Source organism: Demequina aestuarii (assembly GCF_000975095.1).
GTDB lineage: Bacteria > Actinomycetota > Actinomycetes > Actinomycetales > Demequinaceae > Demequina > Demequina aestuarii.
Window position 1 is genome coordinate 287,057 of record NZ_BBRD01000002.1, and the last position, 19,126, is coordinate 306,182.

Consider the following 19,126-nt stretch of genomic DNA (forward strand, 5'->3'; position numbering starts at 1 on the left):
GAGAGGTTCATCACATTCCGAACGGGGGCGACGGGCTCTGCGGGCGGATTGCTCACCATTGCGGCGCGAGGGCCGATGTGGCCCGCGTGACCGACCAGACCCCATCGCGCCGCAAGCGTGGATCAGCCACGCCTGAGGTCTACGACTTCCGGCAGCCCATGACGCTGACGCGCGAGCACGCCCGGGCACTCGAGGTCGGGCTTCAGAACTTCGCGCGCCAGTGGGGCACATTGTTGACGTCGCGCCTCGGCGCGCTGGTGAACCTGACTCTCGAGCAGGTGGAGCCGTCGACCTATGCGGAGTACATCGAGTCGCTGCCCGGGTCGACGACGGCTGTCGTGCTGCAGGTCGAGCCGAGCCGCACCCCGGCGCTGCTCGAGATCCCGACGCACCTGACGATGACGCTCGTGGACTGCCTGCTGGGCGGCCCTGCGGTCAATCTCGAGATCCCCTTCCGTGAGCTCACCGAGATCGAGTGGAAGCTCATGGGCGACACACTCGACTACGCGTGCTCCGACCTGGCCTACGGGCTGGCGTCGGTCGCGCCACTGTCCTTCTCCGTCCGAGGAGTCAAGTACAACCCCAGCTTCATGCAGTTGGTGCCGGCCTCCGATCAGGTGCTCGTCGCACGGTTCGAGGCGCGCGTCGGACCGGTCGAGGGCGTGATCACGCTGATGCTCGCAGCCGAGCCGCTGATGGTCGCGCTGCGCCACTCTGACGAACAGGCGGGCCGCACTCCCGAGGAGCAGCGCGAGCACGACGCCGCGGTCGCCCAGATGGCCGACCGCATGAACGGCGTCCCCATGGACGTCGTCGCTCGCTTCCGAGGCCGGACCATGAGCGCCGCGCACATCTCACGACTCGAGGTCGGGGACGTCGTCCCCCTCGGGCACCCTGCGGACCGTCCGCTCGACGTGGTGGTCGGCGGCGTCACGCTCGCCCACGCGGCCATCGGAGCCAATGGCACCCGAGCGGCCTGTCTCGTCGTCTCCACCGAGGAGGAATCATGACCACCACCCACACGAACCCCGCGGCCGAGCGGATCGCCGCCGCGCTGCCCACGCCCACGCCGCTGACGGTCGCTCCTTACGACCCGGCGGCTGGCCCCGCGAGCGACGCCGCCGCCGTGCGTGCCCACCACGTGGGCGCCGCGAGCGCCGACCTGGTGCTGGTCGCCGGAGACGCCACCGCCGATGCCCTCGCCGGGGCCGGAGCTGGCGCGACCATCGCCGACATCCTCCGTCCGGCGCTCGAGGAGGCCGCGCAGGAGCTTGGTCCGGGAGTGCTGGACGCCGCGCAGACGGGTCCCCTCGGCGAGGCATTCGCCGACCCCGACATCGAGGTGTACGCGCTCGTCGATGCTGAAGGCGTCACTCAAGCATGGTTCGGACTGCGTGAGCGCGTCGCGGAACCCGCGCGACAGCAGGCTCCCCCTCAGCCCATCGACGAGGCCGCGGCCCGTGCTCGCATGCGGGTGCTGCAGGATGTCGAACTGGTGCTGACCGCAGAGATCGGCCGCACGCGGCTGCCGATGCGCCAGGTGCTGGATCTGGTTCCGGGCACGATCCTGGAGCTGGATCGCGCGGCGGGGGACCCCGCCGACGTGATGGTCAACGGCCGGCTCGTCGCCCGCGGCGAGGTCGTCGTGGTGGACGAGGACTACGGCATCCGCATCACCGAGATCCTGTCCCCCGAGGCCGGTCACTGACGATGGACACCGTCCTGCTCATGCTGCGCGTCGGCCTCTCGTTGGCCGCCGTGCTCGCCCTGCTGTGGTGGATCTCCCGCCGCGTGCAGGCAGGCATGGGCGATCGCCGCAGCCAGCAGGCGATGTCCGTGGTGGGCCGTCAACAACTCACGCGCCGCACGGGACTTGCTCTGGTCGAGGTCGGCGGACGCCAGCTCGTCGTCGGCTACAGCGAGCAGGGCGTGTCGCTCGTCCATGACGTGGGCGAGTGCCCCGTCGAACCGGAATCGACCGCCGCCGCACCTCACAGCACCGTACCCAAGGACGACAGCACGATCGTCGCCGATGACCTTCTTCCCATGACGGGAAGCTCTGCGCGCACCAGCGCGCTCGACCCTGCCCACGTGGTGACGGCCCGGACGGCCGCCGCCCCACGGCTCCGCACACCCCTCGACGGATCGATCCTTGCGCCAGACACCTGGCGCAAGGCGGTGGTGGCGGTGCAAGAACGGACTACTCGTCGTTCATGATCCGTATCCTGTCCGGGAAGGCCTCCTGGGTGGTGCGGTCGGTGATGCTCGGTGCTGCTGTCGCAGCGTCGTTGCTTCTGGCCGCTGCACCCTCCTTCGCCGCCACTGACCCTGAGGACCCGGTCGCGCCCACGCCGCCCGCGGTGGAGGGTCCCGGCGTCACCGTCGACCTGTATGGGGTCAATGAGGGGCCTTCGAGCTCCATCGTGGTGCTCATCGCGATCACGCTCCTGTCTGTCGCGCCCTCGCTGATGCTCATGACCACGAGCTTCACCAAGATCTTCGTGGTGCTCGCCTTGACTCGCAACGCTCTGGGACTGCAGTCCACCCCTCCCACTCAGGTCCTCGCGGGCCTCGCGCTGTTCCTGTCGCTGTTCGTCATGGGACCGGTGCTGTCCGAGATCAATGAGATCGGCGTTCAGCCGTACCTGGCGGGAGACCTGTCGTTCGCCGATGGTCTGGAGGGCGCCACGGGACCGTTGCGCGAGTTCATGCTCGCCTCCACACGGGAGTCCGACATCGCCCTGATGACCAGGACTGCAGGGGCGGAGAACCCCGCCACGGCGGCGGACGTGCCCATGACCACCTTGATGCCCGCATTCATGCTGTCCGAGTTGCGGGCCGCCTTCATCATCGGCTTCGTCATCTTCGTGCCCTTCCTGGTCATCGACCTCGTGGTGGCCGGAGTGCTGATGTCGATGGGAATGATGATGCTGCCGCCCGTGATGGTGTCCCTGCCGTTCAAACTGCTGCTGTTCGTGCTCGTCGATGGCTGGTCCCTCATCGTGACCGCGCTCGTGGGGAGCTACGGCTGATGGACACCCATGCCGTTCTCGACATCGGGCTCGATGCGCTGCTGCTCGCGGCCAAGCTCTCGGCGCCGCTGCTGATCACCGCGCTCGTGGTGGGGTTCGCGATCTCGCTCTTCCAGTCGGTCACTCAGATCCAGGAGGTGACTCTGTCGTTCGTGCCCAAGGCCATCGGCGTGGGCCTGGCCCTGTTCGTCTCTGGCCACTGGATGGTGCAGGAGACCGTGACGTTCACGGAGCAGCTGTTCGAGCGTCTGCCGACGCTCCTGGGGTCATGACGTGGAGCTGTCGTTCGAGCTGGGGTTCCTCGAGACCGCCATCCTGGCGGGCGTTCGCCTGGCGGCATTTCTCGTGGTGTCCCCCCCGTTCCATCTGAGCTCCTTTCCGGGGCCGGTCAAGGTTGCGCTCGCTCTCGGCATCGCCGTGGCCGCGGTACCGCGCGTTCAAGGCAGCTCTCAGTTCGCGGCGGGGACGCTGCTTGGCGGGGATGCGGCCCAGTTCATCGGCACGCTGGTCGTCCAGGCCGTCGTCGGGCTTGCGCTGGGCTTCATCGTGCGTCTGGTGTTCGCCGCAGTCCAGGCGGCCGGCGGCCTCATCGATCTCTTCGGAGGCTTCGAGCTCGCACAGGGGTACGACCCTGTCTCCGGGTCGCAAGGCGCGGTGTTCTCGCGGTTCTACTACATGGCGGCGCTCGCGCTGCTGTTCGCCTCCGACGCGCACCAGCTCGTCATCAGCGGTGCCGTGCGGTCGTTCGATGCGGTGCCGCTCGGCGCTGGCATCAACCTCGAGTCGCTCGCCACGCTCATGTCCACCGGTCTGTCGCAGCTCATGGTGTCTGCGGTCCAGATCGCCGGCCCGCTGATCGTCGTGCTGTTCCTTGCGGACGTGGGCCTGGGCCTCCTCACCCGTGTCGCGCCGGCGCTCAACGCCTTCGCGCTTGGATTTCCCCTCAAGATCTTCATCACCCTCGCGCTTGGATCGGTCGCCTTTCTCGCACTCCCGCAGGTGATCGCCTCACTTTCGAGTCGCGCCTTCTCGGCCATGACGGGGGTGACGGCATGAGCGAGGGCGACTCGGGGTCCAAGTCTGAGAAGGCCACACCCAAGCGGATGAAGAAGCTGCGGCACGATGGCTCGCTGCAGCGCTCACAGGACCTGTCGGCCTGGGTGGTCGTGGGGGCTGCGGCCGCCACCCTGCCACTCGTCATCACCAGGGGTGGCGACGCGTCGCGCGAGCAGTTGATCGCCATCGCCACCATCGCCGATTCTCCCGATCCGCTCGTCGCTCTCCAGGTGTTCGGTGACGCCCTCGGATCGATGCTGTCGACCATGGCCCCGCTGTTGGCCGCCGTGGTGCTCGCGGCGCTCGTGACCGGGGCCGCGCAGGGAGGAATCCACTTCGCTCCCAAGCGGCTCAAGCCCTCGGTGAAGCACTTCAACCCCAAGCAGGGCGCCAAGAAGCTGTTCGGCCCCGAGGCATGGTGGAACGGCGCGAAGGCTGCGCTGAAGGCCGGCGCGATCGGTGCCGTGCTCTACATGGTCATTCAGGCGGCGGTGCCGGTGCTGATCGGCACAGGGGCGCACTCCTTGTCGAAGGTGCTGGACGAGGCGCGTGACGGGGCGTGGACCCTGGTGCGGGTCGCGGTGGTCGCGGGCCTGGTGCTCGCCGGCGCGGACATCCTCATGGTCATCAAGCGCAACCGCAAGCAGACCCGGATGTCCATGAAGGAGATCAAGGATGAGCACAAGCAGTCCGAAGGCGACCCATGGATCAAGAGCCAGGTGCGTGCGCGTCAGCTGGCGATGAGCCGCAACCGCATGATGTCGGAGATCGCGAACGCAGACGTGGTGATGGTGAACCCCACCCACGTCGCTGTCGCGCTGCGGTATCAGGCGGGCACCGGTGCGCCGCGCGTGGTCGCCAAGGGTCGTGGCCACATCGCGACCCGTATTCGCGAGGTCGCCACGGAGAACCGTGTCCCGATGATCAAGAACGTGCCGCTTGCGCGTGCCCTGCACGATGCGTGCGAGCTCGGCCAGGAGATCCCTCCTCACCTGTACGCGGCCGTGGCCCGCGTGCTCGCATTCGTGATGTCGCTGCGACGCCGTGGAGCCGCAGCAGGCGTCCACCACGATCCCGCAGCAGCAGAGGCGATCGCATGACCGCCCGCCGCCCGTCCACTCCCCATCCCCAGGAGCGTCTCTCGTGAAGAACAATGCGGTCACCTTCGCCGTCCCCGTCGGCATCGTCGCGGTGGTCCTGCTGCTGGTGGTTCCCCTGCCCGCCCAGCTGCTCGACATGCTCATCGTCATCAACATCGCACTGTCGTTGGTGGTGCTGCTCACGTCGATGTACGTCAAGCGCCCGCTCGACTTCTCCGTGTTCCCGTCGCTGCTGCTGGTCCTGACGCTGTTCAGGCTCGGGCTCAACGTCGCGTCGACCCGGCTCGTGCTGAGCGACGGCTACGCGGGCGAGGTGATCGGCGCGTTTGGGGAGATCGTGGTGGGCGGGTCCCTGATCATCGGCCTCGTCATCTTCCTGATCCTCGTCGTGATCCAGTTCGCGGTCATCACCAACGGTGCCGGACGCGTGGCGGAGGTGGGCGCACGGTTCACCCTCGACGCGATGCCAGGCAAGCAGATGGCGATCGACGCGGACCTCAACGCCGGGCTCATCGACGAGGACACCGCGCGGCAGCGTCGTGCCGACGTGGCAGCCGAGGCCGACTTCTACGGTGCGATGGACGGCGGCTCGAAGTTCGTCAAGGGCGATGCGATCGCGGGAATCATCATCACCATCGTGAACCTGCTCGGCGGCCTGGCCATCGGCATGGCGCAGTTGGGCATGTCCGCAGGAGAAGCCTTGGAGCGCTACTCACTGCTCACGATCGGCGATGGCCTCGTCACGCAGATTCCGGCGCTGCTGATGTCGGTGGCGACGGGCCTCATCGTGACGCGAGCCACCGCCTCCGCGGACATGGGCACCGCGGCGAGCGATCAGCTCACGCAGTCGCGCAGCGCGCTCACGATCGCCGGCGGTGCCGCGTGCGCTCTCGCGCTCGTCCCCGGCCTGCCCAAACTGCCGTTCGTGCTCGTCGGCGCTGCGCTGCTCATCGTGGGACAGCAGGCCGGCCGGCGCGAGAAGAAGGAGGCCGAGGCCGTTGGCGCGTCCACGGCCGTCGCGCCCCAGGGGCCCGCCGCGGACTCGCCGGAGGCGCTCATGGAGCAGATGCGGGTGCACGCGCTCGAGATCCAGCTGGCCCCCGACCTCGTCGATCTCGTGGGTGCGGGTACCGAGAACGACCTGCTCGCGCGGGTGAGGGGCCTGCGTCGCAAGATCGCGATGGAGCTCGGCATCATCGTGCCGCCGGTGCGGACCCGGGATTCGGTCGAACTGCCGCGTTCGACCTACGTGGTGCGGATCGCAGGAGTCGAGGTGGGGCGCGGAGTCGCCCCGCCCGGACGATTGCTCGCGCTGGGGGACAGGCTCGACGGCGTCGTCGGCGAGCCGGTCAACGAACCCGTGTTCGGCCTGGCGGGCAAGTGGATTCCCGCCGAGGCACGCGCGCAGGCGGAGCTCGCGAACGCGACCGTCGTGGACCGGGTGTCCGTCCTGGTGACGCACCTCGGATCGATCATCACGACGAGCGCGCCTCGACTGCTCACCCGCGAGGATGTGCGAACACTGGTGGAAGGGGTGAAGCAGGTGAATGGGGCCGTCGTGGATGAGCTCGTTCCCACCCTGCTGTCGCTCGGCGAAGTGCAGCGCGTGCTCCAGGGAATGCTGGCGGAGCAGGTGTCGATCAGGGACCTGGCGCGCATCTTCGAAGGACTCACGCTGCGTGCCAAGACGTCGACGGACCCCGAAGGCTTGGTGGAGGCGGCACGCACGGCCCTGGGCCCCGCGATCGCGGCTCCCCATGTGCACGGCGGCGTGCTGCGCGTCGTGACGCTCGAGCCGATCCTCGAGCAGCATCTGGTCGAGGCCCGCCGTCCTGGGGAGGAGGGCACGCAGTTGGCCCTCGACCCTGATCGACTCGAGCGCATGGCGGCCTCAGCCCGCCGATGCCTGGACGACGTCGAGCGCACGGGCCACCAGGCGATCGTCGCCTGCGCGCCTGCCCTGCGCCCGGCTCTTCGCCGTCTTCTCGCGACCGGGATGCCGGACGTCGTGGTGTTGTCCTATTCAGAAGTGACCGGTGCAGGAGTACTGGTCGAGACAGTAGGGGTGGTGAACGATGGCGCAGCGATTGCTTCTTGAGGGCCTCGACCCGAGTGCGATTCTGCAGCGAGCGCACGAGGACTTCGGTCCCGGCGTGTCGGTGGTGCAGGCGGAGCGGATCAGGACGGGTGGGGTGCTGGGCTTCTTCACTCGTGAGACGTACGCGCTCACCCTGGAGGTGCCCGACGGTGCCGTCCCCGCGACGGGGGCGAGCGCCGAGGACGCGCTCATGGCTCAGGAGATCGCCGATGTGGAGCAGGCCCGTCGCGAGCTCTGCGGCATGCACGCGGGGGCGGAGTCGCCAGTGCGGGCGGATCGCGCCACCGCGTTCGACGCCGCGCTGACCTCGATCACCGCTGGCACCGATGCTGCCGAAGCACACGGACGGGCGTTCGCTCCCGCGCGATTTCCGATCGTGGACGCGAGTGGCGTGACCCGTCGCGACGCCACGACGGCGGAAGCCGTGGAAGAGCGGCGACGACCGCCGGTGCCTGCGGTGAGTGCGCGCCGGGACGGCGGTGGTTCGGTGGCGATGTTTGACCGGCCCGCGGCGGCAGCCGGGGTGATGCTGCATTCCTGGGGCGTTCAGCACGAGAGCGTCCAGGCAGCGACGCTCGGTCCCAGGGTGGCCGACCTGCTCCGCCTCGGGGTGCCCGCACCACTGCTGCCCGAGCGCATCGCCATCGACGCACGCGTGCCGCTTCACCATGTGGTGGCGGGCCTGGCCGTGCCGAAGGTCCACCGTCTCGCGCCAGGCAGCGTGCTCCTCATCGTGGGCGAGGCCGCTGCGGCGTTCCGCGTCGCCACGCAGATGGCTTTCTGGGCGCAGGTTCCCACTACGGACGTGGTGCTGGCGGGGCTGTGCCCGTCCGTGCCCGGGCACGGACGCAGAGTCCTGACCCCCGCATCGGCCGCGCGCACGCGCACACGCGCCGAGCAGGCCGCAGCGAAGGGCGCTCCCCTCATCATCGCGCTCGGCGCGGCGCCCGGCCAGCGTGGCGCCGAGGCCGCTGCGCCGCTCGCGGCCGCCTTCGGCGCTGACCGCACATGGGCCGCCGTGGATGCGAGCCGGCACGACCCTCACCGGAACGCAGAGCTGAGCGTGCTCCGTGGACGCGCCGGCTGCGAGGCGATCGCGGCTGTCGGGCTCAGCGAGGCGCAGGCGCCCGCATCGGTCCTCACCGCACCCCTGCCCGTGTCCTGGCTCGATGGGGTGCCGGCCTCGCCCGTCGCGTGGGCGGCCCTGCTCGGCGAGCGCATCGCCGATGCGGAGGCCGACTCGGCGGGGCCGCACCTGGGCGGGAGCCAAATGTCGGGAGGATTCGCCACGAGCCGGTAGCCTCGTCGCATGCTGGTCCTGTCGCGCCGCGTAGGCGAGAGTCTCGTCATCGGTGGCGACATCGTCGTGACGGTTCTCGACGTGCGCTCGGACGGCGTGCGCATCGGAATCGACGCCCCGCGGCATGTGCGCGTGTCTCGCTCGGAGATTCTCGAGGCAGTGGAGCGTGAGAACGCCGACGCCGCGGCCGCCGACGACAGCGTGGTCGACGCCTTGCGCAAGATCTCCCCGCCGCCTCCCGAGCCGCCCTCCTGACGTCTCGCGGCGGCTCCGAGCCCCGACTGCTCACGACCTGCCTTCCCCGGCCGATGGGGTGCCCGACACGGCGGCATCTCCGCCAGCACGGGACAGGAGCGCAGCGATGGACGCGATGGATGAGATTGTCCGCGAATTCGTGGTCGAGAGCTATGAGAATCTGGACCGGCTCGACCGGGACCTCGTCGACCTCGAGAGCGACGGCGAGTCACGATCGCTCATGGGATCGATCTTTCGCACGATTCACACGATCAAGGGCACGAGCGGCTTCCTCGGTTTCGGGGCACTCGAGTCGTTGACCCACGTGGGTGAGAACCTGCTCGCGGAGCTCCGTGACGGCAAGCGGCCCATGACGCAGCGCACCACCGACGTGCTCCTGCAGATGGTGGACTCCGTGCGCGTGATCCTCGACGTGATCGAGAAGACCGGGGCTGAGGGGGTTCACGACACGTCGGCCGTCGTGGCCGCGATTCAGCAGGTGCTCGACTCCGAGCCCGGTGCCGACGCGCCTCCCGCGACCGTCGACGAGGCACCGGTGCAGGCCGTGAAGAAGCCCCGGATCGGCAAGCGCCCGGCAGCGAAGACGGCGACCCCGGCCGCGGCGGCATCGGCGCCCGCCGAGGCGGACATGCCTGCCCCAGAAGCGTCGCCGCAGGCCGCGCCCGTCGACCCCGCACCCGCAGACGCCCTTCCCACCCCCGCCCCCGCCCCCGGCCCCGCCCCCGCCCCCGCCCCCGCTCGCGATGGTGAGGAGTCTCATGTGCGCAGTGCCGCCGAGTCCTCGATCCGCGTGGATGTCGAGGTGCTCGACGCGCTCATGCGGCACGTCGGCGAGCTGGTGCTGGCCCGCAACGCGATGACGAGTCTCGCGACCGAGATGGATGACGCGACGCTCGTTCGCGCCTCGCAGCGGCTGTCCCTGATCGCCACCGAACTGCAGCAAGGGGTGATGAAGACTCGGATGCAGCCCATCGACCACGTGTGGTCGAAGGTGCCGCGCATGGTGCGCGACGTGTCCACCGCGCTGGGGCGCCGCGTGAAGCTGGAGATGATCGGCAAGGACACCGAGCTCGACCGCAGCGTGCTCGAGGCGATCAAGGATCCGCTCACGCACCTGATCCGCAACGCGATTGATCACGGCATCGAGGTTCCGGAGGCCCGGGATGCGGCAGGCAAGCCCGCGCAGGGGATCGTCACCCTCCGGGCGTACCACCAGGGCGGCCAGGTCGTGGTCGAGGTGTCCGACGATGGCAAGGGCATCGACCCGCAGACCGTCGCCGCCAAGGCGGTGCAGAAGGGCCTGCGGACCGCGGAGCAGGTGGCCGCCCTCGGCACCCAGGACATCCTCCAGATGCTGTTCCTGCCAGGGTTCTCCACTGCGGAGACGGTCACCAACGTGTCCGGCCGTGGAGTCGGCATGGATGTGGTGAAGACCAAGATCGACGCGATCGGCGGTGTCGTCGACGTGCAGTCCACGCCGGGCGTCGGCACCACGTGGCGACTGCGCATCCCGCTCACCCTGGCGATCATGCCGGCGCTGACGGTCGAGTGCGCCGACGAGATCTACGCGATCCCGCAGGTCAATCTGCTCGAACTGCTCGCCATCGACGATGCCCAGACGGGCCTCGACCAGGTGGGGGATGCGCCGGTATACCGGCTGCGGGGGCAGCTGCTGCCGCTCGTGGACCTTCGTGACGTGCTTGGCAGGCCGGCACGCGAAACCGTGGTCGGGGCGGTGATCGCGGTCATGCAGGCCGATGGCGGCCGGTTCGGCCTCATCATCGACCAGGTCCGCAATACCGAGGAGATCGTCGCGAAGCCCATCGGGGCGTCCATCAAGCGCATCGGCATCTATGCCGGTGCGACGCTCCTCGGCGACGGCAGCGTCACGCTGATCCTTGACATCCCCGCGGTGGCGCGGCGCGCGCTCGAGCAGCAGGAGACGCTTCCGGACCTCCAGCAGCAGGCGACCGTGGACACCGACACCGAGCAGATGCTGGTGGTGTCCGTCGGCGAGGACAGGCAGCTCGCGATGCCGCTCGGCGCCGTCACGAGGCTCGAGCGCTGCCCCGCGGATGTGCTCGAACAGGTGGGCGGTTCTCTCGTGATGCAGTACCGCGGCCGGATCACGCCGGTCGTCGACCTCGCGTCGCTGCTCGGAACGGGACGGCCCGCATCGGACGAGCTCGCCGTGGTGGTGTGCGCACGTGGCGACCGTGCGGTCGCTCTCGTGGCCAAGGAGGTCGTGGACATCGTCGACTGCGCCGATCTCGACCGCTCGGAAGTCTCCGGGGCCGCCCTGCTCGGCTCGATCGTGGTCAAGGGCAAGGTCACCGAACTGCTCGACCTGTCCAGGGCCGTGACCTCGGCCGACCCCTCCTTCTATGACGCGCACGAGCCCGAGCTCGTCGGCGCGGGATCGGACCGCTGACATGCGTCACCAGCTCGCCACCTTCCGACTTGACGGCCAGCTCTACGGCGTGGACGTCGCGCGCGTCCAGGAGGCGCTGCGTCTCCACGCCCACACGTCCGTTCCCCATTCGCCCTCGACAGTCGCCGGGCTCGTGAACCTGCGGGGCCAGGTGGTCCTGCTCCTGGATCTGCGCGCACGGCTCGGGCGCGAGCCCTTCGGCGCCGACGATGAGCCCATGATGATGGTGGTGAAGCTTGACGGCGAGCCGGTGTCGCTGCTGGTCGACCAGGTGGGTGAGGTTCTCGAGGTGGACAGCGACACGATGGGAACGCCGCCTCCCACTCTCGATCCCGAGCTGCGCGAGGTCGTCAAGGGTGTGTACACCCTCGATGGCGACCTCCTGCTCCACCTCGACGTCACTCTCGCGGCACAGGTGTAGCAAATGCTCACCGTCATGCCTCTGCGGTCGATGGACTCTTCAGGTGCGCGACCCCGGCGCGACCCCCAGCGAGGAGACGTCATGACTGCACACCCCAGGCGCCGTGTGGGCGCCAAGCGACGGCGCGGAGCCGGCGCATGACTCCCGTCCGCGTGCTCGTCGTCGACGATTCCGTGGTGGTGCGCCAGCTGGTCACCCAGGCGCTGTCCTCGGACCCGACCATCGAGGTGGTGGGTGTCGCCCAGAACGGCTCCATCGCGCTGTCGAAGGTCGCGATGCTGGAGCCCGACCTCATCACGATGGACATCGAGATGCCTGTCATGGACGGAATCGAGACCGTCAAGGCACTGCGCTCACGCGGCGTGCGCACGCCGATCGTCATGTTCTCCACGCTCACCTCTCACGGCGCGTCGGCGACGCTCGACGCGCTCGCCGCAGGCGCCACGGACTACTTGACCAAGCCCACGCAGGTCGCGAACCCCGCCGAGGCGGTCGCGGTCATCACGTCGCAGCTGATCCCTCGGATCAAGGCGCTGTGCCTGGTGAGCCCCCTGCGCGGGGCTCACGTGAAGCCGATCGCGAGCCACGCCCCCGTGCGGCCCCCGCGCGCTCTCCTCATCGGCTCCTCCACTGGCGGCCCGGAGGCCCTCTCAACGCTGATCAAGGCACTGCCGGCGCGGCTGCCGATTCCCGCTCTCATCGTCCAGCACATGCCTCCGGTGTTCACTGCGCAGCTCGCGGCTCGGCTGGACCGCATGGGTCCGGCCACCGTCGTCGAGGCGCAGGACGGCGATCGCTTGGAGCCGGGCACGTTCTACATCGCCCCTGGCGGCTCCCATCTCGAGGTGGCGACTCGCGGCGCGGGAATCAGCACGGTCCTCCATCAGCGCGAGCCCGTCAACTTCTGCCGCCCCTCCATCGATGTGATGTTCTCGTCCGCCGTCCGTGTCTTCGGCGGCGACGTGCTGGGTGTGGTGCTCACGGGAATGGGTCACGACGGCCGTGATGGTGCTCGTGACATCGTCGAGGCGGGTGGACGCATGATCGCGCAGGACGAGGCGTCTTCGGTGGTGTGGGGCATTCCTGGCGCGGTGGCGACCGCGGGACTGGCACACCAGATCGTGCCGCTCAGTGCGATCGCGGAACGCATCACCGCCGCAGTGGCACCGCGTGCCGTGCGATCGGAGATGGCGCCATGACACTGACCGCAGAGTCCTTCGACTTCGTCGCGACGCTGGTGCGTCGCCGCAGCGCCATCCAGCTTGGCGTGGGCAAGGAGTATCTGGTCGAGAGCAGGCTGTCGCCACTCGCGCGGTCGGCCGGAGTCGCCGACGTCGATGCGTACGTGCATGCGCTCCGCCGGGACGTGACGCTGCATGACCAGGTCGTCGAGGCGCTGACGACGAACGAGACGTCGTGGTTCCGCGATCTCACTCCGTTCACCGCGCTGCGGTCCACCGTGCTGCCGGAACTGGCCGCGGCTGGACGCACGCAGGTGCGGGTGTGGTCCGCGGCGTGCTCGTCCGGGCAGGAGGCGTACTCGATCGCGATGACCGTGGCTGACGAGTTTCCCCAGTTGACCGCGTCCATCACCGCGACTGACCTCTCCGAACAGATGCTGGTGCAGGGCCGTGCCGGTCGCTATTCACAGCTCGAGGTCAACCGCGGCCTGCCCGCGATCATGCTGGTCAAGCACTTCCAACGTCAGGGCGCGACCTTCGAGATCTCGCCGGCCCTTCGCCGGGGGGTGACGTTCCGCAGTCACAACCTGCTGGACGCCCCGCCTCCCGGGGGTCCGTTCGACGTGATCTTCCTGCGCAACGTGCTCATCTACTTCGACGTCGCCACCAAGCGCGAGGTGCTGAGTCGGGTGCGGTCGGTGCTGGCGCCTGGCGGCACGCTGTTCCTCGGCGCGGCGGAGACCACCATCGGCATCGACGACTCCTGGCAACGGATCCCCTCGGCCGGCGCCTCCGTCTACCGGACTCACGAGAAGAGAGCAGCATGAAAGCTTTGGTCATTGACGATTCGCGCGTGATGCGCCGCATCGTGACAGGGATTCTCCGCGGCGTCGGTTTCGACACCGTCGAGGCGGGAGACGGCAAGGAGGCCTTGGAGCGCCTCACCGAGCACCCCGATGTCGCGCTGTGCTGCATCGACTGGAACATGCCCGTCATGACCGGCTTCGAGTTCGTCGTCGAGGCGCGCAAGCGCCAGGAGTGGCGGGACATCACGCTCATGATGGTGACCACCGAGGGCGAGCAGGGACAGATTGTTCGCGCACTTGCGGCCGGCGCTCATGAGTATGTGATCAAGCCCTTCACCCCGGAGATCATCGTGGACAAGCTGGAGCTGCTGGGCCTCGTCGGAGCACGCGCATGAGCGCCGCGACGGAGTCGGCACCGATCTTCGAGGCCGAGGCTCTGATGGGCATCGCGACGGACCTGTTCGAGACGATGGTCGATGGCGAGCCGGGTCACCTCACCCTGTGGTGGGGCGAGCCGCCCGAGCTGGAGGACTCCCGCTTCACGTGGGTGGACATCCAGGGGCAGCCAGCGACGCGCGTCCTGCTGGCCGCGAGCCGCGAGACCGGCGAGCAGCTCACCCGAGCGCTGCTGGCGCTGCCGGAGGGCTCTGCCGTGGGCGACGAGGACTTCGCCGACGCGGTGGGAGAGGTCGCCAACGTGGTCGGCGGCAACATCAAGTCCATGGTGCCTGATGGCGGCGCGCTGACGCTTCCCTCGGTTGCGCATGCCGCGCCCGACGCACCGGGCGCGATCGCGATCATCGATACCTATCTCAGCTGGCGCGGAGCGCCACTGCACGTGAGCCTTTGGGCGCTGCCGTGACTGCGGCAGGTCTTCTCATGAACCCGGAGATGAAAGCAGGTGAGCACGATGAAGGTGGTCGTCGCTGATGACAGCCGCGTGATGCGGCAGATTGTGATCCGCACGCTGCGGCAGGCGGGGTATGACTGGTGGGAGATCGAAGAGGCCGAGAATGGCGCCGATGCGCTCGCCAGGATTCAGGTCTCTCGCCCCGACTTCGTGCTGTCCGACTGGAATATGCCGGAGATGACAGGCATCGAACTGCTGCGGTCACTGCGCCAATCGGGCGACGAGACTCCGTTCGCCTTCGTCACGTCGGAAGGGTCTCCGCAGATGCGCGACCAGGCCGACGAGGCGGGTGCGCTGTTCCTGATCGCGAAGCCGTTCACTGCGGATACGTTCCGCGAGACCATCGACCCCTTCATCGCATGAGCGCCGCGACCAAGCCCACGGCGGTGCCGACGGCCTTCGAGGTGCGCGAGCTGTTCGAAGGCATGCTCGGCCGTGAGGTCGAGTGGAACGGGGACGCGCGACGCGTCGATGTGCTCGATGGCGCCTCCGTCGCGATGTACGTCAACGACGTGGGAGCCATCTGCGCAGTCGCGCTCGCCGACATCCCCCTCACCGCGCGCGCGGGCTCGGCGATCGGCCTGGTGCCACAGGCCGGTGCCGAACAGGCGGTGAAGGACGAGTTCATCACTCCGGTGCAGTTCGACAACATGGCGGAGATCCTCAACGTCGCCGCATCGCTGCTCAATAAGCCTGACACGCCGCACCTCAAGCTGCGCGAGACGTTCTCGCCGCGCGAGACGGTCCCGGCGGAGGTGGCCGAGTTGGCGCTCCAGCAGGCGAGCCGCATCGACGGCGAGCTGGTGATCCAGGGCTACGGCGCGGGCCGGCTCTCCATCGTCGTCAAGTTCTGACCCCCAGAACGGGCCCCGGTGTGGCGCGGGACCTCAGGGCTGGAGTCGCGGCTGTCGGTTGGTGGTCAGTAGTGGCACGCTGGCGGCTTGACGCACGCGGTACCCGACCTCGGCCGATCCCGCCTCGTCGCCCGCTGCGAACCGGCACATCCCCGACGGGGCAAGTGCCAGGGAAGATGGCAGCCGTCTGAGGCACCAGCACCACTGCCAGCGGCTAGGGCCTCGCGTGGCACCAGTCGCGGTGCCTATCGACGCCCATCGCTTGAAGAAGCCGTGCCGCGGGGTTGGTCGAGGGTGCGGGTATCAGGACCAACTCCGAGTGTGTGTGACACACCCGACACTGCGAGGTTGTTGCGCAGGGCGTTCGACTGGCGGTAGAGATAGCTCCACCCACGAGCGGGATGTCGCCGGTGTTGGCGGCTACGGGGTGGCGGTTGAACCGTCCCCGGTTTGGTGCCGCTTCTTTCCGAGTCTGGCAGGAAGATAGACACCGAGCCCTAAGAGGATCCCCGAGCGCACTTCGCAGCGTGCTGTGCGGTTGGTCCTTGACCACGTTGATGAGTACCCGAACCTGACCGTGGCGTGCCGGAGCGTTGCTGGCCGGCTCGGGTTCGGCGCCGAGTCGCTGCGCCGGTGGGTGCGCCAAGCCCAGGTCGACGCTGGCGGCCGCCAGGGCGTCAGCTCAAGCGAGTCGGAACGAGTACGCGCACTCCAGGTGGAAGGTGAGAGGTCTGATGTTCGGCTGGGATGTCGATACGAGCTTCGCCGAGGCCGACCTGTGGCGGCGCTCGCACGCCGTTCTGTGCGACGTTGACTTCGGGGTCGAACGTCGTCGCGTGCTCTATCTGCGCAGTCTGCGCAAGGGCCTTCGGCAGGCGGCTTCGGTACTCGACACCGCCGACGAGGTGCACCTGTGGTGGGTGGACTCCTTCGACGGTGTGGAGCAGCTGGAGTGTTCCCGGCTGACGATCACGCACGACTTCTCGAGTCTTGATCTCGGACCGTTGAGTCGCCTTCCGGCCAGAGTCACGGCACTCACGCTCAGTGGCCCGGGCCCGCGAGGCTGGTTCCAACCGCTCGCGCACCCCGGCCTCGCGAGCCTGACCATCGACGCCGACTCGCTGTCGCCTGACGCACAACGTGGAGACGGCTTGCGCGCGTTGACGCTCACCGAGTATCGCCAACGGAATCTGGCTGGCCTGTCCTGGGCGCAAGGCGTCACCCGCCTGGAGCTCCTTGAAGCAACCAGGCTGGTCGGGGTCCACGAGATCTCTGGTTGGACCGAGCTGCGTTCGTTGACCGTCTCGGCGGCGCGCGGCCTCAGCTCGGCTGAGCTCGAGGAACTGCCGGCTGGCTTGTCTGAGCTGTGGCTTCACGGGTTGCCGCGCATGGGATCGGTCGACTTCGTGCGCAAGTTCCGGGGCCTGACCTGCTTGTGGCTCGAGGATTGCGGGCCGATTGACTCACTGGCTCCGCTCGCGGGGATGGTCTCGGTCGAGCGCGTCGGGGCTATCGGGAGCACGAACATCAAGGACGGGGACCTTGCTGTCTTGAACGACCTTCCCAGTCTTCGCCAGGTCGCGCTCGCCAGGCGGCGCCACTACGTGCCCCCTGCGAGCTCGTTCGACCACATGGCGGAAGCGCCCGAACCGAGGAGCCACGACGACTCGCTGTAGTGCCCAGGGACGTTGTGTGAGTGTCGGGCGCTGGGGCGAGCCTCCCGGCAGAGTGGAGTTGCTACTGCTTCATGCTGACCCCGGAGGCCCTCATGTTCCACGCTGATGCTGCTCTTGCGCCTGTCCGACGTGCTCGGATCGGCCGTCTGGGCGTTGATGAGGGCTGGTCGATCGCGCAGGCGGCACGGTTACCCATGACAGTGCGTCGTCCAGGCTCTATCGCGGGGAGACCGAACCATGTCGAATCCGTGTGAGTCGCGCAGTGCGATCAGCAGCTGGCTTCTCCGGCGGCGAGCAGCGCATTCTGGGGCTCCGCGGGCGGACCCGCGCGCAAGTGGGCCGCCGGGCCTCGCGCACAGGTTGGGTGTTCTTGGCGAGATCACGAGGCCGTATACCCGGACGATTGCCGAAGAGGACGGGCAGTATTGCCGAACTAGCGTCCATTTCCGAACGAGGACGGCACTCCACAGCGGGGCGCTCCCGGCGTCACCCGGCCGGCTGGAACTCCCAGTGCCACGGCTCGCGAGGAACGTTCTCGACGAACCCGTAGTCGCGCGCGTGCTCGCGCATCCATGCCTGTGCGGTGGGGTCGAGCCGCAGATCCGCCGCCATGCCCCAGCCGTGCTGGCTGGTGCCTGGGACGGCTGCCAGGCCACCCTGCGAGTACAGGCCCTTCTCCTGGGCCACCCGCACTTGACTGTCGTAGCTGCGGTAGCCGTCGGTGATGCCGATCGTCACGCCTTGCGACGAGGCGTCGCGCAGCAAGCGATTGAGTGACTCGGCGGCCGGGCCCCACATCTTCTCGCCGGACCCCTGGAGGGGCGCCAAAGCGGTCTCGGGGATGCGGCCGTTGCCGTAGGCCGCCAGATCCACAGGAACGCCGTCGGCGTTGAGTCGCCCGGTCGCTGAGGACGCGGTGGCGGATCCGGTGGCGGTGGCGAACATGTCCGCGAAGGAGCCCGTGCTGACGGACGATGCGGTCGTCCCCACGTGCGCCTGCGGCGACACCTGGGTGGGAGACGACACGGTGGCGATGCGCTGGTGGATCTCGCCTAGACGCTGGGTGATCGATGCGACGGCGTCCATCGGCACTCCTCTCACGGTGATTCTTGGACCCATCGGCGCTCCTCGTCCTGATGTGAGCACTTCGTGGGCCATTCGTGGCCGGCGCCGCGAACCCTCACACGCCGTCCGGCCCGGACGATGAGACGGCCGACACATACCGCATGGACGGTCACTTCGAAGGAGCATCATGGACACGCCCGACCCCACGCCTCGCCGCCGCCGCGGTCGACGCATCGGCCTCACGGCCAAGATCCTCGGCGCTTTCAGTGCCGTCCTCGTCCTCCTCGTCAGCGTCGGCCTCTTCGCCGTGAACGAACTCACGGCGCAGGCGGAGAAGGACGCCGAAATAGTGGAGACAGCGATGGCGGCCAAGGACAAGGCTGCGGCGCTGACCAACTCGCTGTGGGAGATGCGCGCCCAGAGCCTGCGCCTGCGCTCGTTCGACGACGCGGAGCTGCCGGCCGAGTACGCCGAGCTTCAGGACTTGCAGGCGGTCTTCGAGAGCGCGTACGGCACCTTCGCCATGGATTTCGAGGAGATCTTCGGCGAGCCGTTGCCCGACGACGACGGCGCGGGCCAGGCCCAGTGGGAGCGTTACAAGCTGGCCCAGGCATCGGCCTTCGACCCGGAGTACGACGGCGAGCCCATTGCCGCAGAGGAGCGCGCCACGCTGGGCAACGCGATCGTGGCCGACGTGACCGGCCTGACGGGGCTCATCGACCCACAGGTGGAGCTTGAGCTGTCGCAGACGGCCGACCACGTCAATGGCACGGAGCGGATCATGTGGATTCTGATTGGCGCTGGCACCGCCATCGGCGTCGTGCTCTCCCTGTGGCTGGCACGTGCGATCACCGGAGCCGCCCGCGAGATGAAGGCGGCACTCGAGGCGCTGGCCGAAGGCGACCTCACCCACGAGGCTCACGTGAAGACCCGCGATGAGA

21 protein-coding genes are annotated in these 19,126 nt (G+C 68.6%); 20 read left to right on the top strand and 1 reads right to left on the bottom strand.

Annotated features, from left to right (window positions below):
- Positions 1-86: 86 nt before the first annotated feature.
- The 19 genes from AOP72_RS12975 (at position 87) to AOP72_RS13065 (ending at position 17,120) form a co-directional block, all read left to right on the top strand.
- The gene (locus tag AOP72_RS12975; protein WP_062137964.1) at positions 87-1,010 is read left to right on the top strand and encodes a flagellar motor switch protein FliM; all 924 of its coding nucleotides are present in this window, start codon (positions 87-89) and stop codon (positions 1,008-1,010) included.
- Positions 1,007-1,708, top strand: coding sequence for a flagellar motor switch protein FliN (fliN, locus tag AOP72_RS12980; RefSeq protein ID WP_062137967.1), 702 nt, complete (start codon positions 1,007-1,009; stop codon positions 1,706-1,708). Before AOP72_RS12975 ends, fliN begins: the two co-directional genes overlap by 4 nt.
- Before the next feature lie 2 nt (positions 1,709-1,710).
- Positions 1,711-2,217, top strand: a complete 507-nt coding sequence (locus AOP72_RS12985) for a flagellar biosynthetic protein FliO (RefSeq protein WP_062137970.1) — start codon at positions 1,711-1,713, stop codon at positions 2,215-2,217.
- Positions 2,214-3,032, top strand: coding sequence for a flagellar type III secretion system pore protein FliP (fliP, locus tag AOP72_RS12990; RefSeq protein WP_062137974.1), 819 nt, complete (start codon positions 2,214-2,216; stop codon positions 3,030-3,032). The genes AOP72_RS12985 and fliP overlap by 4 nt, the downstream gene beginning before the upstream one ends.
- Positions 3,032-3,304: a flagellar biosynthesis protein FliQ gene (gene fliQ / locus AOP72_RS12995; RefSeq protein WP_062137977.1), complete on the top strand. Its 273-nt coding sequence runs from the start codon at positions 3,032-3,034 to the stop codon at positions 3,302-3,304. The genes fliP and fliQ overlap by 1 nt, the downstream gene beginning before the upstream one ends.
- Position 3,305: 1 nt before the next feature.
- The gene (locus AOP72_RS13000; RefSeq protein WP_062137982.1) at positions 3,306-4,088 is read left to right on the top strand and encodes a flagellar biosynthetic protein FliR; all 783 of its coding nucleotides are present in this window, start codon (positions 3,306-3,308) and stop codon (positions 4,086-4,088) included.
- Complete coding sequence (locus AOP72_RS13005) at positions 4,085-5,188, top strand: EscU/YscU/HrcU family type III secretion system export apparatus switch protein (protein ID WP_062137985.1); 1,104 nt, start codon at positions 4,085-4,087, stop codon at positions 5,186-5,188. The genes AOP72_RS13000 and AOP72_RS13005 overlap by 4 nt, the downstream gene beginning before the upstream one ends.
- Positions 5,189-5,231: 43 nt before the next feature.
- Positions 5,232-7,286: a flagellar biosynthesis protein FlhA gene (locus AOP72_RS13010; protein WP_062137988.1), complete on the top strand. Its 2,055-nt coding sequence runs from the start codon at positions 5,232-5,234 to the stop codon at positions 7,284-7,286.
- Positions 7,264-8,586: a hypothetical protein gene (locus AOP72_RS13015; RefSeq protein WP_062137992.1), complete on the top strand. Its 1,323-nt coding sequence runs from the start codon at positions 7,264-7,266 to the stop codon at positions 8,584-8,586. The genes AOP72_RS13010 and AOP72_RS13015 overlap by 23 nt, the downstream gene beginning before the upstream one ends.
- Positions 8,587-8,595: 9 nt before the next feature.
- A complete protein-coding gene (csrA, locus tag AOP72_RS13020; protein WP_062137994.1) occupies positions 8,596-8,841 on the top strand; it encodes a carbon storage regulator CsrA in 246 nt (81 codons plus the stop codon).
- A 106-nt stretch (positions 8,842-8,947) separates the two neighbouring features.
- The gene (locus AOP72_RS13025; protein WP_062137996.1) at positions 8,948-11,272 is read left to right on the top strand and encodes a chemotaxis protein CheW; all 2,325 of its coding nucleotides are present in this window, start codon (positions 8,948-8,950) and stop codon (positions 11,270-11,272) included.
- Between the two features lies 1 nt (position 11,273).
- Positions 11,274-11,693: a chemotaxis protein CheW gene (locus AOP72_RS13030; protein ID WP_062137998.1), complete on the top strand. Its 420-nt coding sequence runs from the start codon at positions 11,274-11,276 to the stop codon at positions 11,691-11,693.
- A 137-nt stretch (positions 11,694-11,830) separates the two neighbouring features.
- A complete protein-coding gene (locus tag AOP72_RS13035; RefSeq protein ID WP_062138001.1) occupies positions 11,831-12,892 on the top strand; it encodes a protein-glutamate methylesterase/protein-glutamine glutaminase in 1,062 nt (353 codons plus the stop codon).
- Positions 12,889-13,701 (top strand): CheR family methyltransferase, encoded by an 813-nt coding sequence (locus tag AOP72_RS13040; RefSeq protein WP_062138004.1) that lies wholly within the window; start codon positions 12,889-12,891, stop codon positions 13,699-13,701. The genes AOP72_RS13035 and AOP72_RS13040 overlap by 4 nt, the downstream gene beginning before the upstream one ends.
- Positions 13,698-14,075 carry a response regulator gene (locus AOP72_RS13045; protein ID WP_062138007.1) on the top strand — a complete coding sequence of 126 codons (378 nt, stop codon included), beginning with the start codon at positions 13,698-13,700 and terminating at the stop codon, positions 14,073-14,075. The genes AOP72_RS13040 and AOP72_RS13045 overlap by 4 nt, the downstream gene beginning before the upstream one ends.
- Positions 14,072-14,542 (top strand): chemotaxis protein CheX, encoded by a 471-nt coding sequence (locus tag AOP72_RS13050; RefSeq protein ID WP_062138010.1) that lies wholly within the window; start codon positions 14,072-14,074, stop codon positions 14,540-14,542. The genes AOP72_RS13045 and AOP72_RS13050 overlap by 4 nt, the downstream gene beginning before the upstream one ends.
- A 48-nt stretch (positions 14,543-14,590) precedes the next feature.
- Positions 14,591-14,953 carry a response regulator gene (locus tag AOP72_RS13055; protein WP_062138109.1) on the top strand — a complete coding sequence of 121 codons (363 nt, stop codon included), beginning with the start codon at positions 14,591-14,593 and terminating at the stop codon, positions 14,951-14,953.
- The gene (locus tag AOP72_RS13060) at positions 14,950-15,444 is read left to right on the top strand and encodes a hypothetical protein (RefSeq protein WP_062138013.1); all 495 of its coding nucleotides are present in this window, start codon (positions 14,950-14,952) and stop codon (positions 15,442-15,444) included. The genes AOP72_RS13055 and AOP72_RS13060 overlap by 4 nt, the downstream gene beginning before the upstream one ends.
- A gap of 734 nt (positions 15,445-16,178) precedes the next feature.
- Positions 16,179-17,120 (top strand): hypothetical protein, encoded by a 942-nt coding sequence (locus tag AOP72_RS13065; RefSeq protein WP_062138016.1) that lies wholly within the window; start codon positions 16,179-16,181, stop codon positions 17,118-17,120.
- A 486-nt stretch (positions 17,121-17,606) separates the two neighbouring features.
- Here AOP72_RS13065 and AOP72_RS13070 read toward each other — a convergent pair whose 3' ends face one another.
- Positions 17,607-18,239: a M15 family metallopeptidase gene (locus AOP72_RS13070; RefSeq protein WP_238581708.1), complete on the bottom strand. Its 633-nt coding sequence runs from the start codon at positions 18,237-18,239 to the stop codon at positions 17,607-17,609.
- A gap of 133 nt (positions 18,240-18,372) precedes the next feature.
- Here AOP72_RS13070 and AOP72_RS13075 point away from each other — a divergent pair.
- On the top strand, positions 18,373-19,126 hold a 754-nt coding region (locus AOP72_RS13075), incomplete at its 3' end, for a HAMP domain-containing protein (protein ID WP_152650426.1).

Bases quoted from the DNA above. Each gene is read 5' to 3' on its own strand.
- fliN (WP_062137967.1), top strand. From the start codon at position 1,007: ATGACCACCACCCACACGAACCCCGCGGCCGAGCGGATCGCCGCCGCG.
- AOP72_RS12985 (WP_062137970.1), top strand. From the start codon at position 1,711: ATGGACACCGTCCTGCTCATGCTGCGCGTCGGCCTCTCGTTGGCCGCC.
- fliP (WP_062137974.1), top strand. From the start codon at position 2,214: ATGATCCGTATCCTGTCCGGGAAGGCCTCCTGGGTGGTGCGGTCGGTG.
- fliQ (WP_062137977.1), top strand. From the start codon at position 3,032: ATGGACACCCATGCCGTTCTCGACATCGGGCTCGATGCGCTGCTGCTC.
- AOP72_RS13005 (WP_062137985.1), top strand. From the start codon at position 4,085: ATGAGCGAGGGCGACTCGGGGTCCAAGTCTGAGAAGGCCACACCCAAG.
- AOP72_RS13015 (WP_062137992.1), top strand. From the start codon at position 7,264: ATGGCGCAGCGATTGCTTCTTGAGGGCCTCGACCCGAGTGCGATTCTG.
- csrA (WP_062137994.1), top strand. From the start codon at position 8,596: ATGCTGGTCCTGTCGCGCCGCGTAGGCGAGAGTCTCGTCATCGGTGGC.
- AOP72_RS13025 (WP_062137996.1), top strand. From the start codon at position 8,948: ATGGACGCGATGGATGAGATTGTCCGCGAATTCGTGGTCGAGAGCTAT.
- AOP72_RS13030 (WP_062137998.1), top strand. From the start codon at position 11,274: ATGCGTCACCAGCTCGCCACCTTCCGACTTGACGGCCAGCTCTACGGC.
- AOP72_RS13035 (WP_062138001.1), top strand. From the start codon at position 11,831: ATGACTCCCGTCCGCGTGCTCGTCGTCGACGATTCCGTGGTGGTGCGC.
- AOP72_RS13040 (WP_062138004.1), top strand. From the start codon at position 12,889: ATGACACTGACCGCAGAGTCCTTCGACTTCGTCGCGACGCTGGTGCGT.
- AOP72_RS13045 (WP_062138007.1), top strand. From the start codon at position 13,698: ATGAAAGCTTTGGTCATTGACGATTCGCGCGTGATGCGCCGCATCGTG.
- AOP72_RS13050 (WP_062138010.1), top strand. From the start codon at position 14,072: ATGAGCGCCGCGACGGAGTCGGCACCGATCTTCGAGGCCGAGGCTCTG.
- AOP72_RS13055 (WP_062138109.1), top strand. From the start codon at position 14,591: ATGAAGGTGGTCGTCGCTGATGACAGCCGCGTGATGCGGCAGATTGTG.
- AOP72_RS13060 (WP_062138013.1), top strand. From the start codon at position 14,950: ATGAGCGCCGCGACCAAGCCCACGGCGGTGCCGACGGCCTTCGAGGTG.
- AOP72_RS13065 (WP_062138016.1), top strand. From the start codon at position 16,179: ATGTTCGGCTGGGATGTCGATACGAGCTTCGCCGAGGCCGACCTGTGG.
- AOP72_RS13070 (WP_238581708.1), bottom strand. From the start codon at position 18,239: ATGGGTCCAAGAATCACCGTGAGAGGAGTGCCGATGGACGCCGTCGCA.